9 protein-coding genes are annotated in these 13,265 nt (G+C 72.7%); 7 read left to right on the forward strand and 2 right to left on the reverse strand.

Annotated elements, in window-relative coordinates; translation table 11 throughout:
* Positions 1-72: 72 nt before the first annotated feature.
* The gene (locus AB0D44_RS32895; RefSeq protein WP_362598097.1) at positions 73-741 is read right to left on the reverse strand and encodes a bifunctional DNA primase/polymerase; all 669 of its coding nucleotides are present in this window, start codon (positions 739-741) and stop codon (positions 73-75) included.
* 365 nt (positions 742-1,106) lie between these two features.
* Between AB0D44_RS32895 and AB0D44_RS32900 the strand changes: the two genes are divergently transcribed.
* The 6 genes from AB0D44_RS32900 (at position 1,107) to ftsH (ending at position 10,929) form a co-directional block, all read left to right on the forward strand.
* Positions 1,107-2,606 carry a hypothetical protein gene (locus AB0D44_RS32900; RefSeq protein ID WP_362598100.1) on the forward strand — a complete coding sequence of 500 codons (1,500 nt, stop codon included), beginning with the start codon at positions 1,107-1,109 and terminating at the stop codon, positions 2,604-2,606.
* A gap of 292 nt (positions 2,607-2,898) precedes the next feature.
* Positions 2,899-4,245, forward strand: coding sequence for an ammonium transporter (locus tag AB0D44_RS32905; protein ID WP_362598103.1), 1,347 nt, complete (start codon positions 2,899-2,901; stop codon positions 4,243-4,245).
* A complete protein-coding gene (locus tag AB0D44_RS32910) occupies positions 4,242-4,580 on the forward strand; it encodes a P-II family nitrogen regulator (RefSeq protein ID WP_362598106.1) in 339 nt (112 codons plus the stop codon). Before AB0D44_RS32905 ends, AB0D44_RS32910 begins: the two co-directional genes overlap by 4 nt.
* Before the next feature lie 17 nt (positions 4,581-4,597).
* On the forward strand, positions 4,598-7,024 hold the full coding sequence (locus AB0D44_RS32915; RefSeq protein WP_362598109.1) for a [protein-PII] uridylyltransferase: 2,427 nt from the start codon (positions 4,598-4,600) through the stop codon (positions 7,022-7,024).
* A gap of 258 nt (positions 7,025-7,282) precedes the next feature.
* Positions 7,283-8,848, forward strand: coding sequence for a signal recognition particle protein (gene ffh, locus AB0D44_RS32920; RefSeq protein WP_362598111.1), 1,566 nt, complete (start codon positions 7,283-7,285; stop codon positions 8,846-8,848).
* Between the two features lie 140 nt (positions 8,849-8,988).
* Positions 8,989-10,929: an ATP-dependent zinc metalloprotease FtsH gene (gene ftsH / locus AB0D44_RS32925; protein ID WP_362598114.1), complete on the forward strand. Its 1,941-nt coding sequence runs from the start codon at positions 8,989-8,991 to the stop codon at positions 10,927-10,929.
* A 10-nt stretch (positions 10,930-10,939) separates the two neighbouring features.
* On the opposite strand, the gene AB0D44_RS32930 is transcribed toward ftsH, so the two are convergent.
* Positions 10,940-11,680, reverse strand: coding sequence for a methyltransferase type 11 (locus AB0D44_RS32930; protein ID WP_362598117.1), 741 nt, complete (start codon positions 11,678-11,680; stop codon positions 10,940-10,942).
* A gap of 131 nt (positions 11,681-11,811) precedes the next feature.
* Between AB0D44_RS32930 and proS the strand changes: the two genes are divergently transcribed.
* A complete protein-coding gene (proS, locus tag AB0D44_RS32935) occupies positions 11,812-13,224 on the forward strand; it encodes a proline--tRNA ligase (protein ID WP_362598120.1) in 1,413 nt (470 codons plus the stop codon).
* Positions 13,225-13,265: the final 41 nt, after the last annotated feature.

A 13,265-nucleotide genomic window follows, 5' to 3' on the forward strand; every position in this document is an offset into this window, starting at 1 on the left:
TGGGGTGGGGGGGGGGGGGGTTTGTGCGGGGCGGCAACGCGGGGGCACACGCCTGCGGGGGACGGGCTGCGGCTACCGGCGGAAACGGTGGCAGATGTACGCGAGGGTGCCGAGCAGTAGTCGGGCCTGCGGCGGACCCCCGGCCGAGTCGAGCGCCGGCGGCCGCAGCCAGGAGACCGGGCCGAGCCCGGACCGGTCGGAGGGCGGGGCCGTCACGTGGCAGCCGTCGCCCAGGGCCCGCAGGTCCAGGTCGGCGTCGTCCCAGCCCATCCGGTAGAGCAGCTGCGGCAGTCCGGCCGCGGCGCCCGGCGCCACGAAGAACTGCGCCCTGCCGTCCGGGGTCACGGTGACCGGACCGAGCGGCAGGCCCATCCGCTCCAGCCGGACCAGCGCCCGCCGCCCCGCCTCCGCGGCGACCTCGATGACGTCGAAGGTGCGGCCGACGGGGAGCAGCACCGCCGCGCCGGGGTACTCGCCCCAGGCCTCGGTGACCTCGTCCAGGGTGGCCCCGGCCTTGACCGTGGGGGCGAAGGCGAGCGGATGCGCCCCGGGGGCGGTGCACTGCGCGTCCCCGCAGGAGCAGTCGCGTGCCGGCGCCGCCGCGCGGGCGCCCGGGACCACGTCCCAGCCCCACAGCCCGGTGTACTCCGCCACCGCCGTGCACTCCGAGGTCCGGCCGCGGCGCCGGGCGGCGGAGCGGAACTCCCTGGTGCCTCGGCTGCCGCCGATCGTGAAGCCCATGCCCATGCCCCCTCCAACGGGTCGGACGCTCCGGTGGTTACGACCTCGGCCGGACCGGCGCACTCCTCGCCGCGTGCGCCCTGGCGCACTCCTGTCCAACCGATCGCTGTTCACCTTGGTGTCAAGTGAATCGCGCCTGGCCGGTGGCGAGTTCATTCGAAGGGGTGGCGAATGGTGGCGTTTCCGGGATCGGCCTCGCGGGAGGGGTGATCGTAGGATTACTTTCGGTACACGAACCCCGAAGGCGGGCCCGTCCGTGGGTATGCCGGAGGCAATACGTGAAGGACTCGTGAAGGTCCGTGGCGGCGGTCGCCGCTCCCGTCAGGGTTTCGTGTGGAAGAGGCTGAGCGGATGGGGGCGTTCCAGTGAGCGGCAACGGCGCAAGCGGAACGGACGGGGACGTGGTGGAGTCCGCCGACCGGAACGTCCAGCTGACGTCGTGGTTCGTCCGCAGCGGCTGGTCGAAGGGCGAACTCGCCCGCCAGGTCAACCGCCGGGCCCGCCAGATGGGCGCGCACCACATCAGCACGGACACCTCCCGCGTGCGCCGCTGGCTCGACGGCGAGCAGCCCCGCGAGCCCGTCCCGCGGATCCTCTCCGAGCTGTTCTCGGAGCGTTTCGGCTCCGTCGTGGCCATCGAGCAGCTCGGCCTGCGCACCGCCCACCAGACCCCCTCCGTCTCCGGCGTCGACCTGCCCTGGGCCGGCCCCCAGACCGTCGAACTGCTCGGCGAGTTCTCCCGCAGCGACCTGATGCTGGCCCGCCGCGGCTTCCTCGGGACCTCGCTGGCCCTGTCCGCCGGCCCCGCCCTCATCGAGCCCATGCAGCGCTGGCTCGTCCCGGCCCCGGCCGCCGACCCGGGACCGCGTGCGGCGGGGCCGGCGGGCGCCCTCGGAGGTCCCCGACCGCCGCGGCTCTCCGAACCCGAGCTCGACCTCCTCGACGCCACCACCGTGATGTTCCGCCAGTGGGACGCCCAGTGCGGGGGCGGCCTGCGCCGCAAGGCCGTGGTCGGCCAGCTCCACGAGGTCACCGACCTGCTCCAGGAGAACCACCCGGCCCCCGTCATGAAGCGGCTGTTCAAGGTCGCCGCGGAACTCGCCGAACTGGCCGGCTGGATGAGCTACGACATCGGCCTGCACCCCACTGCGCAGAAGTACTTCGTCCTCGCGCTGCACGCCGCGAAGGAGGCCGGGGACAAGCCGCTCGGCTCGTACATCCTCTCCGGCATGAGCCGCCAGATGATCCACCTGGGCCGCCCCGAGGACGCCCTGGAACTCATCCACCTCGCCCAGTACGGCAGCCGTGACTGCGCCGGCCCGCGCACCCAGGCCATGCTGTATGCGATGGAGGCCCGTGCCTACGCCAACATGGGGCAGCCCAGCCGCTGCAAGCGGGCCGTGCGGATGGCCGAGGACACCTTCGGCGACGTCGGCTTCGGGGGCGAGCCCGAGCCCGACTGGATCCGCTTCTTCTCCGAGGCCGAACTGAACGGCGAGAACTCCCACTCCTACCGGGACCTGGCCTACGTCGCCGGGCGCAGCCCCACGTACGCCTCCCTCGCCGAACCGGTGATGGAGCGGGCCGTCGAACTCTTCGAGAAGGACGAGGAGCACCAGCGCTCCTACGCCCTCAACCTCATCGGCATGGCCACCGTCCACCTGCTCCAGCGCGAGCCCGAGCAGGCCACCGTCCTCGTCGGACGGGCCCTCGACGTGGCGCAAAAGGTTCGGTCCGAGCGGGTGAACACCCGGCTCCGCAAGACCGTCGACACCGCCGCCCGTGAGTACGGCGACGTCGCCGACGTGGTCCGGCTCACCGACATCCTCGCCGCCCGGCTCCCGGAAGCCGCGGAGGCCGTCTGACGGCCCACCCGGCCGCCCCCGAGGCCCCGGCCGCGGCAGACACCCCGTGAAGCCCGATCAGGCTCCCCCAGCCAGGACATCCGGGTACTGCCGCGGCCGGCTTTGATCAAGAGTCCGTTCATGGACGCGTAACACGCCCGACCTCTTCGTCACGGGCACGAAACACCTGGCGGCGCCGCCGGAAACCGGCCTGCGCGAATCTCAAGGCCAATAACCGGCCAGTTCCCGAACGCCGCCGCTCAGGTTTTCACGATCGCCCGCACGCGAACGTACCGACGACGAGGAGACGCCGATGGCATCAGCCATCACGACCCTCGCGGCAGACGCCCCCACGCTGTCTGCCGCGAACACCGGGTTCATGCTCATCTGCTCCGCCCTGGTCATGCTGATGACCCCGGGACTCGCCTTCTTCTACGGAGGCATGGTCCGCGTCAAGAGCAGCCTCAACATGCTGATGATGAGCTTCATCAGCCTCGGGATCGTCACGATCCTGTGGGTGCTCTACGGCTTCAGCCTTGCCTTCGGCACCGACTCCGGCTCCCTCATCGGCTGGAACTCCGACTACCTGGGCCTCAGCGGCATCGGCATCACCGAGCTGTGGGACGGCTACACCATCCCGGTCTACGTCTTCGCCGTCTTCCAGCTGATGTTCGCGGTCATCACCCCGGCCCTGATCAGCGGCGCCCTCGCCGACCGCGTGAAGTTCAGCGCCTGGGCCCTGTTCACCGCCCTGTGGGTCACCGTCGTCTACTTCCCCGTCGCCCACTGGGTCTGGGGCGCGGGCGGTTGGCTCTTCGAGCTCGGCGTCATCGACTTCGCCGGAGGCACCGCCGTCCACATCAACGCCGGCGCCGCCGCCCTCGGCGTGATCCTGGTCATCGGCAAGCGCGTCGGCTTCAAGAAGGACCCGATGCGCCCGCACAGCCTCCCCCTGGTGATGCTCGGCGCCGGCCTCCTGTGGTTCGGCTGGTTCGGGTTCAACGCCGGATCCTGGCTCGGCAACGACGACGGCGTCGGCGCCGTCATGTTCGTCAACACCCAGGTCGCCACGGCCGCCGCCATGCTCGCCTGGCTCGCCTACGAGAAGCTGCGCCACGGCTCCTTCACCACCCTCGGCGCCGCCTCCGGCGCGGTCGCGGGCCTCGTCGCCATCACCCCCGCGGGCGGTGCCGTCAGCCCCCTCGGTGCGATCGCCGTCGGCGCCATCGCCGGTCTGCTGTGCGCCATGGCGGTGGGCCTCAAGTACAAGTTCGGCTACGACGACTCCCTCGACGTGGTCGGCGTGCACCTGGTCGGCGGGATCGTCGGCTCCCTCCTCGTGGGCTTCTTCGCCACCGGCGGCGTCCAGTCCGATGTCGCGGGCCTCTTCTACGGCGGCGGCCTCGAGCAGCTCGGCAAGCAGGCCATCGGAGTCTTCTCCGTCCTCGCCTACTCTCTCGTGGCGTCCGCGCTGCTCGCCTTCCTGCTCGACAAGACGATCGGGATGCGGGTCACCGAGGACGACGAGGTCTCCGGCATCGACCAGGTCGAGCACGCCGAGACCGCCTACGACTTCAGCGGAGCGGGCGGCGGAGCCTCCTCCCGGAGCACCGCCGCACCCGTCCCCGCCGCCGCCGCGAGCAAGAAGGTTGACGCATGAAGCTGATCACCGCGATCGTCAAGCCGCACAAGCTGGACGAGATCAAGGAAGCCCTCCAGACCTTCGGGGTCCAGGGCCTCACGGTCACCGAGGCCAGCGGCTACGGCCGCCAGCGCGGCCACACCGAGGTCTACCGGGGCGCCGAGTACACCGTGGACCTCGTACCGAAGATCCGCATCGAGGTGCTCACGGAGGACACCGACGCCGACGAGGTGATCCGGGTCATCGTGAGCGCCGCCGCCACCGGGAAGATCGGCGACGGCAAGGTGTGGAGCGTCCCCGTGGACTCGGTCGTCCGGGTCCGCACCGGCGAGCGCGGCGCTGACGCGCTCTAGGTGACGGGAGCTCCTGGGTGACGAGCGTCGAAGAATCCACGGACCACACGGCCGACTCGGGACCCAGCGGATACGCCGCGGCCCGGCTGCGACTCCTCCAGGAGGAGTCGCGGTCCGGGCCCTCGCGGCGTTCCGCCCTGGCCGGGCTGACCGACGCATGGCTCAGCGCCCTGTTCGCGACCGCCGTACGGGAGACCGGAGTGCGCGGCGCCTGCCTGGTGGCCGTCGGCGGCTACGGGCGGGCCGAGCTCTCCCCGCGCAGCGACCTCGACCTGGTGCTGCTGCACGACGGCAAGGCCGAACCCCGGCAGCTCGGCGCGCTGGCCGACCGCCTCTGGTACCCGGTGTGGGACCTCGGCCTCGCCCTGGACCACTCCGTACGGACACCCGCCGAGGCCCGCAAGACGGCCGCCGAGGACCTCAAGGTGCACCTGGGCCTGCTGGACGCCCGGCCGGTCGCCGGAGACGCCGGCCTGCTCGCGGGCCTGCGCACCTCCGTCCTGGCCGACTGGCGCAACCAGGCCGCCAAGCGCCTCCCGCAGCTGCACTCCCTGTGCAGGGAGCGGGCCGAGCGCGCCGGGGAGCTGCGCTTCCTGCTCGAACCCGACCTCAAGGAGGCCCGCGGCGGACTCCGGGACGCCACCGCGCTGCGGGCGGTGGCGGCGTCCTGGCTGGCCGACGCCCCGCGCGAGGGCCTCGCCGAGGCCCGGCGGCGCCTCCTCGACGCCCGGGACGCCCTGCACCTGGTCACCGGCCGGGCCACCGACCGGCTCGCGCTCCAGGAACAGGACCAGGTCGCGCGGCAGCTCGGCCTGCTCGACGCGGACGCGCTGCTGCGCGAGGTGTACGAGGCCGCGCGGGTCGTCGCGTACGCCGGGGACGTCACCTGGCGCGAGGTCGGCCGGGTCCTGCGGGCGCGCTCGGCCCGGCCGCGGCTGCGCGGTCTGCTGGGCACCCGGGGCCCCGCGGGCGCCCCGCGGGCACCGCTCGCCGAAGGGGTCGTGGAGTCGGACGGCGAGGCCGTACTGGCCCTGGCCGCGCGCCCCGACCGCGATCCGGCCCTGGCGCTGCGCCTCGCCGCGGCCGCCGCGCAGGCGGGGCTGCCGGTGTCGCTGCACGCCCTGCGCCGGCTCGCGGCCCAGGGCAAACCGCTGCCGGTGCCCTGGCCGGCCGAAGCGCGCGAACAGCTCCTGACACTGCTGGGTGCGGGGGAGCCGACGGTGGCCGTGTGGGAGGCCCTGGAGGCGGAGGGCCTGATCACGCGCCTGCTGCCCGACTGGGAGCGGGTGCGGTGCCGCCCCCAGCGCAATCCCGTCCACACCTGGACCGTGGACCGGCACCTGATCGAGACGGCGGTGCGCGCCTCGGCCCTCACCCGCCGGGTCGGCCGCCCCGACCTGCTCCTGATGGCCGCCCTCCTGCACGACATCGGCAAGGGCTGGCCGGGGGACCACTCGGTCGCGGGCGAGACGATCGCCCGCGACGTCGCCGCCCGGGTCGGTTTCGACGCGCAGGACGTGGCCGTACTGGGCGCGCTCGTACGCCACCACCTGCTGCTGATCGACACCGCGACCCGCCGGGACCTGGACGACCCGGCGACCGTCCGGACGGTCGCCGAGGCCGTGGGCTCGGTGGGGACGCTGGAGATCCTGCACGCCCTGACGGAGGCGGACGCCCTGGCCACCGGGCCCGCGGCCTGGAGCGCGTGGCGGGGATCGCTGGTCGCGGACCTCGTCGCGCGCGTCGCCGCCGTCCTGCGGGGGACCCCGCAGGAGGCGGCGGAACCGGAGATCCCGACGACCGAGCAGGAACGCCTGGCGGTGGAGGCCCTGCGCACCGGGGAGCCGGTGCTCGCCCTCCACGCCCGCCAGGAGGAGGACGCCGTCGGCGTGGAGCTCGTCGTGGCCGTCCCCGACCAGCCGGGGGTCCTCCCGGCGGTGGCCGGGGTGCTCGCCCTGCACCGGCTGACCGTACGGGCGGCCGACCTGCGCTCCGTGGAGCTCCCGGACCGGCTCGGCGAGGTCCTGGTGCTGCGGTGGCGGGTGGCGGCCGAGTACGGGGCGCTGCCGGAGGCCGCCCGGCTGCGAACCGACCTGGTCCGGGCCCTGGACGGCTCGCTGGACGTCCCGGCGAAGCTGGCGGACCGCGAGGCCGCCTACCCGCGCAGGCGCGGGGTGGTCCCGCCGCCGCCCCGGGTCACGGTGGTCGCGGACGTCTCCTTGCTGGCCACGGTCCTGGAGGTGCGGGCGCCCGATGCGGTGGGCCTGCTGCACCGGATCGGGCGGGCGCTGGAGAGCGCGGGGGTCCGGGTGCGCAGCGCCCACGTCTCCACACTGGGCGCCAACGCGGTGGACACGCTGTACGTGACCACCGCGGAGGGCAAGCCGCTGGACCCGGCGCACGCGAACACCTTGGCGGGGGTGGTGGCGTCGGCCCTGGCGTAACGAGGGGGCCGCCGCGCGAAGCGGGACCTCCCCGCCCGTCCACCGCTCCGGCCTGCGCCCTCGAGGGACGGTCCGGGGGCGAGCCCGAGGTCTTTGCGCCGCGACGGGCAGGCGGCCGTCCGCCGTATCCGGCCCCGTCGGCGGTTGGGGCGCGGGTCCGGGCAGAGCCCGGATCGGACCGCCGGGCCCACCGCTCGGCGCGGCCCGATACCCTGGGGGTCGACCACAACGCCCCCGACCCGAGGAATCGCGACCACCGTGTTCGATACGCTCTCCGACCGCTTGGCGAATACCTTCAAGGGCCTGCGCGGCAAAGGCCGGCTGTCCGAGGCTGACATCGACTCCGCGGCCCGGGAAATCCGTATCGCCCTCCTCGAGGCCGACGTCGCCCTCCCGGTCGTCCGCTCCTTCATCGCGAACGTCAAGGAACGCGCCCGCGGCGAAGAGGTCAGCAAGGCTCTGAACCCGGGCCAGCAGGTCCTCAAGATCGTCAACGACGAGCTCGTCACGATCCTCGGCGGCGAGACCCGGCGGCTGCGCTTCGCCAAGACCGCCCCCACCGTGATCATGCTCGCCGGTCTCCAGGGTGCCGGTAAGACCACCCTCGCCGGAAAGCTGGGCCTCTGGCTCAAGGGGCAGGGCCACACCCCGCTCCTCGTCGCGTGCGACCTCCAGCGCCCCAACGCCGTCAACCAGCTCTCCGTCGTCGCGGACCGCGCGGGCGTGGCGTTCTACGGCCCCCAGCCGGGCAACGGCGTCGGCGACCCGGTCCAGGTCGCGAAGGACTCCGTCGAGTACGCGCGCACCAAGCAGTTCGACATCGTGATCGTCGACACGGCCGGCCGCCTCGGCATCGACCAGGAGCTGATGCAGCAGGCCGCGGACATCCGCGACGCGGTCTCGCCCGACGAGATCCTCTTCGTCGTCGACGCCATGATCGGCCAGGACGCGGTCAACACCGCCGAGGCCTTCCGCGACGGCGTCGGCTTCGACGGCGTCGTGCTGTCCAAGCTCGACGGCGACGCCCGCGGTGGTGCCGCGCTCTCCATCGCGCACGTCACCGGCAAGCAGATCATGTTCGCCTCGAACGGCGAGAAGCTCGACGAGTTCGACGCGTTCCACCCGGACCGCATGGCGGGCCGGATCCTCGACATGGGTGACATGCTCACCCTCATCGAGCAGGCCGAGAAGACCTTCTCGCAGGCCGAGGCCGAGAAGATGGCGGCCAAGCTCGCCAAGGGTCCCAAGGAGTTCACGCTCGACGACTTCCTGGCCCAGATGGAGCAGGTCCGCAAGATGGGCTCCATCTCCAAGCTGCTCGGCATGCTCCCCGGCATGGGGCAGATCAAGGACCAGATCAACAACATCGACGAGCGCGACGTGGACCGCACCGCCGCGATCATCAAGTCGATGACCCCGGCCGAGCGCCAGGACCCGACGATCATCAACGGCTCGCGCCGTGCCCGTATCGCCAAGGGCTCCGGCACCGAGGTCAGCGCGGTCAAGTCGCTCGTGGAGCGGTTCTTCGACGCCCGCAAGATGATGTCCCGCATGGCCCAGGGCGGCGGCATGCCCGGCATCCCCGGGATGGGCGGCGGCCCCGGCCGCCAGAAGAAGCAGGTCAAGCAGGCCAAGGGCAAGCGCAAGAGCGGCAACCCGATGAAGCGCAAGGAAGAGGAGGCCGCAGCAGCGGCCCGCCGCGAGCAGGGCCCGCAGGGGATCGAGCCCGCGCCCGGCGCCAACCCCTTCGGCCTTCCGGCGGGCGGCGGCCAGCCGGGTCAGGACTTCGACCTTCCGGACGAGTTCAAGAAGTTCATGAAGTAGGACCCGCGCACGCGGGCAACGGAGGGCCCCGGCCGTGGCATCACGGCCGGGGCCCTCCGCTTTCGCGCCGCTTCCTGCAGGGGCAACGGGCGGATTTGTCGCTTATGGTCGGCCAGGAGGACGGCAGAAGGAGGCGCCCCGTGCCCAGCCCCACCCCCGTACCGCCCCGCGACCGGGCCGACACGCCCTGGCGCTCCGAGGGCGCGCCGCCCACGCCTCCGCCGAAGAAGCGGATGCCCGGCGGCTGGCGCGGGCTGATCCTCACCGCCCTGATCGTGTACCTGATCACCAACCTGGTGCTGTCCTTCTTCAACGAGGGGGACGAGCCGACGATCTCGTACACCGAGTTCAGCAAGCAGGTCGCGAGCGGCAACGTCTCGAAGATCTACTCCAAGGGCGACGCGATCCAGGGCCAGCTGAAGGCCAAACAGCCGCTGCCCGACGGGGACAAGGGCGACTACACCAAGTTCGTCACCCAGCGCCCCGCCTTCGCCGACGACGACCTGTGGGCCGACCTCACCAAGCAGAACGTGAACGTGACCGCCTCACCGGTCGTCGTCCAGCGCAGCTTCCTGGCCAACCTGCTGATCTCGCTCGCCCCGATGCTGCTCCTGGTCCTGCTGTGGGTGTTCATCGCCCGCCGGATGAGCGCGGGGATGGGCGGCGGCCTCGGCGGGCTGGGCCGCAAGGCTCCCCCCAAGCCGGTGGAGCTGGAGGAGGGCGCCCAGCGCACCACCTTCGAGGACGTGGCGGGCATCGACGAGGTCGAGGGCGAGCTCAACGACGTCGTCGACTTCCTCAAGAACCCGCAGGCCTACCGGAAACTGGGCGCCCGGATGCCCGGCGGCGTGCTCCTGTCCGGCCCGCCCGGCACCGGGAAGACCCTGCTGGCCCGGGCGGTGGCGGGCGAGGCAGGGGTGCCGTTCTTCTCCGCCTCCGCCTCCGAGTTCATCGAGATGATCGTCGGCGTCGGTGCCTCCCGGGTGCGCGAACTCTTCACCGAGGCCCGCAAGGTGGCCCCCGCGATCATCTTCATCGACGAGATCGACACCATCGGGCGGGTGCGGGGCGGCGGCGGGGGCCTGGGCGGCCACGACGAACGGGAGCAGACCCTCAACCAGATCCTGACCGAGATGGACGGCTTCTCGGGCTCCGAAGGGGTCGTCGTCCTGGCGGCGACCAACCGGGCGGACGTCCTGGACCCCGCCCTGACCCGGCCCGGCCGCTTCGACCGCACCGTGGTCGTCTCCCCGCCCGACCGGGGCGGGCGCGAGGCCATCTTGCGCATCCACACCCGGGACATCCCCCTCGCCCCGGGAGTGGACCTCGCCCAGGTGGCCCGCACCACCCCCGGAATGACCGGCGCCGAGCTGGCCAACCTGGCCAACGAGGCCGCGCTGCTGGCCGTCAAGCGCCGACAGGACCAGGTCACCCAGTCCGACCTGTCCGACGCCCTGGAGAAGGTCCAGCTCGGTGCGGAGCGGTCCTTGGTCATGCCGCTGGAGGAGCGCCGCCGCACGGCGTACCACGAGAGCGGCCACGCCCTCCTGGGCATGCTCCAGCCCGGCGCCGACCCGGTCCGCAAGATCACCATCGTGCCCCGCGGCCGCGCCCTCGGCGTCACCCTCTCGACCCCGGACGCCGACCGGTACGCCTACACCGAGCCGTACCTGCGCGGCCGCATCATCGGGGCGCTCGGCGGCATGGCCGCCGAGCACGTCGTCTACGACGTCATCACCACGGGCGCGGAGAACGACCTCGAACAGGTCACCAACATCGTCCGCGGCATGGTCGGCCGCTGGGGCATGAGCGAGCGCGTCGGCAAGCTCACCGCCATCCCGTCCGACGGAGCCAGCCCGTACGGCCTGTCCGCCGCCCCCACCACCCTCGACGTGGTGGACCACGAGATGCGGCGGATCGTCGACGAGTGCTACGAGGAGGCCTGCCGCGTGCTGCGCGAGCACCGCCCCCAGCTCGATGCCCTGGCCGAGGCCCTGCTCGCCAACGAGACCCTGGACGAGGCGGCCGCGTACGCCGCCGCCGGCATCACCCGCCTGACGAAGGGCCACGACACCGACTGACCGCGGCCGGTTAGGCCATTCGGGCGATCACGTACCGGAAGATGTTCGGCAGCCAGACGGCCCCGTCGGGCCGCTCGTACGGGTGAAGGGCGACGGCCAGTTCCTTCTCCGCCAGCGCGGGATCGGCCATCCCGAAGGGCGCGGCGTCCGGCGCCCAGGCGGAGCCCGTGCCCGCGACGGGGTACAGGCCCGTCGACAGCAGCCCGCGCACCGCGCTGTCCACGTCCGCGTAGCCGAACGGGCAGAACACCCGCCCCGACCCGTCCGGGCGCAGCCCGGCCCGCTCCACGAGCGCGTCCAGGTCCCGCGGCGCGGGACCCCCGCCCAGGACCGCGGGCACGGTGCATCTCTCCGCCGGGCCCCAGTCGGCCAGTACCACCGCCCCTCCGCGCCGGACCGCGGGCAGGGCCCGCTCCAGCGCCGCCGGGTCGGGAGAGAAGGCCAGCAGGGCGTCGTACGGGCCGTCCGCCGAGGGCCCCGCGGGCACGGACGGCGGAGCCGCCAGTACCTCCAGGAGCCGCTCGCGGGCCAGGGCCCGCCGCGCCGGATCCGCCTCCACACCGGTGGCCGCGGCTCCCCGCCCGGCCGCGAGCAGCAGGGGCAGCCCGGCCCCGCAGCCGAGGCCCAGCAGCCGGTCTCCCGGCCCTACCTCCAGCCGGTCGTAGACCGCCTCGTACAGCGGTACCAGCATCCGTTCCTGGATCTCGGCCCAGTCCCGGGCGACGAGCGTCGCGGTCGGCGTCGGTGTCATAGAAAGAGCGCTCCTGATTCCGTGTCGCCCCCTTGCCCCCGTTGACAGGGAACTCCCCATCGGCCCCCGCGTCCAGAGGAACGAGCCACCCGATTCACGCTCGACGCACCGGGCGCCGTACCATTCGCGCCATGGCAAAGGCACCCGTTCTCACCCCGCAGGCGGAGGATTTCCCCCGCTGGTACCAGGATCTGATCAACAAGGCCGAGCTGGCCGACAACGGTCCGGTCCGCGGCACCATGGTCATCCGACCGTACGGCTACGGCCTGTGGGAGCGGATGCAGCAGGAGATGGACGCGCGGATCAAGGACGCGGGCGCCCAGAACGCTTACTTCCCGCTGTTCATCCCGCAGTCGTACCTGACGAAGGAAGCGGAGCACGTCGAGGGCTTCGCCCCCGAGCTCGCGGTCGTCACGCACGGCGGCGGCAAGGAGCTGGAAGAGCCGGTCGTGGTCCGGCCCACCTCCGAGACGATCATCAACGACTACTTCTCGAAGTGGGTCCAGAGCTACCGCGACCTGCCCCTGCTGATCAACCAGTGGGCCAACGTGGTCCGGTGGGAGATGCGCCCGCGCGTGTTCCTCCGTACGAGCGAGTTCCTGTGGCAGGAGGGCCACACGGCCCACGCCACGTACGAGGACGCCCGCGACTACGCCGCCCGCATCCACACGGACGTCTACGGCGACTTCATGACGAACGTGCTCGGCATCGACGTCGTGCTCGGCCGCAAGACCGCCAAGGAGCGCTTCGCCGGCGCCATCAACACCCTCACCCTCGAGGGGATGATGGGCGACGGCAAGGCGCTGCAGCTGGGCACGAGCCACGAGCTCGGCACCAACTTCGCCAAGGCCTTCAACACGCAGTACCTGTCGAAGGAAGGCAAGCAGGAGCTCGTCTGGCAGACCTCGTGGGGCGTGTCGACCCGCATGGTCGGCGGCCTGATCATGTCCCACGGCGACGACAACGGCCTGCGCGTCCCGCCGCGCCTGGCCCACGTCCAGGTCGTCGTCATGGCGATCAAGGGCGACGAGGCCGTGGCGAAGGTGCGCGAGCTGGGCGCCCAGCTCAAGGCCGCCGGCATCCGCGTGCACATCGACGACCGCGTGGACACCCCCTTCGGCCGCCGCGCCGTCGACTGGGAGCTCAAGGGCGTACCGGTCCGCATCGAGATCGGCCCCCGCGACCTGGAGGCCGGCACCGCGATGCTGGCCCGCCGCATCCCGGGCGGCAAGGAGCCGGTGCAGATCTCCGCGCTGCCGGACCTGCTGCCGAAGGTGCTGGACGAGGACCAGGCGCAGCTGCTGCGCGAGTCCCGCGAGCGCCGCGAGTCCCGGACCTCGGACGTCTCGACCATCGAGGAGGCCGCCGAGGCCGCCGTCGCCGGCGGCTGGGCGCGCATCCCGTGGGCGGACCTGGGTCCGCAGGGCGAGGCGAAGCTGGCGGAGCAGGCCGTTTCCGTGCGCTGCCTGATCGCCGAGGACGGCTCGGTCCCGGAGGCGGACGACGCCCCCGGTACCCTCGCGATCGTCGCGCGCTCGTACTGATCCACACCCCTCAGCCCCGGCGCGCGGCCTGTGCCGCGCGC

Source organism: Streptomyces sp. NPDC048349 (assembly GCF_040651925.1).
Classification (GTDB): Bacteria; Actinomycetota; Actinomycetes; order Streptomycetales; family Streptomycetaceae; genus Streptomyces.

What these genes read in the sequence shown, in the direction of transcription:
- proS (WP_362598120.1), top strand. Translation starts at nt 11,812, where the DNA reads ATGGCAAAGGCACCCGTTCTCACCCCGCAGGCGGAGGATTTCCCCCGC.
- AB0D44_RS32910 (WP_362598106.1), top strand. Translation starts at nt 4,242, where the DNA reads ATGAAGCTGATCACCGCGATCGTCAAGCCGCACAAGCTGGACGAGATC.
- AB0D44_RS32930 (WP_362598117.1), bottom strand. Translation starts at nt 11,680, where the DNA reads ATGACACCGACGCCGACCGCGACGCTCGTCGCCCGGGACTGGGCCGAG.
- AB0D44_RS32905 (WP_362598103.1), top strand. Translation starts at nt 2,899, where the DNA reads ATGGCATCAGCCATCACGACCCTCGCGGCAGACGCCCCCACGCTGTCT.
- AB0D44_RS32895 (WP_362598097.1), bottom strand. Translation starts at nt 741, where the DNA reads ATGGGCTTCACGATCGGCGGCAGCCGAGGCACCAGGGAGTTCCGCTCC.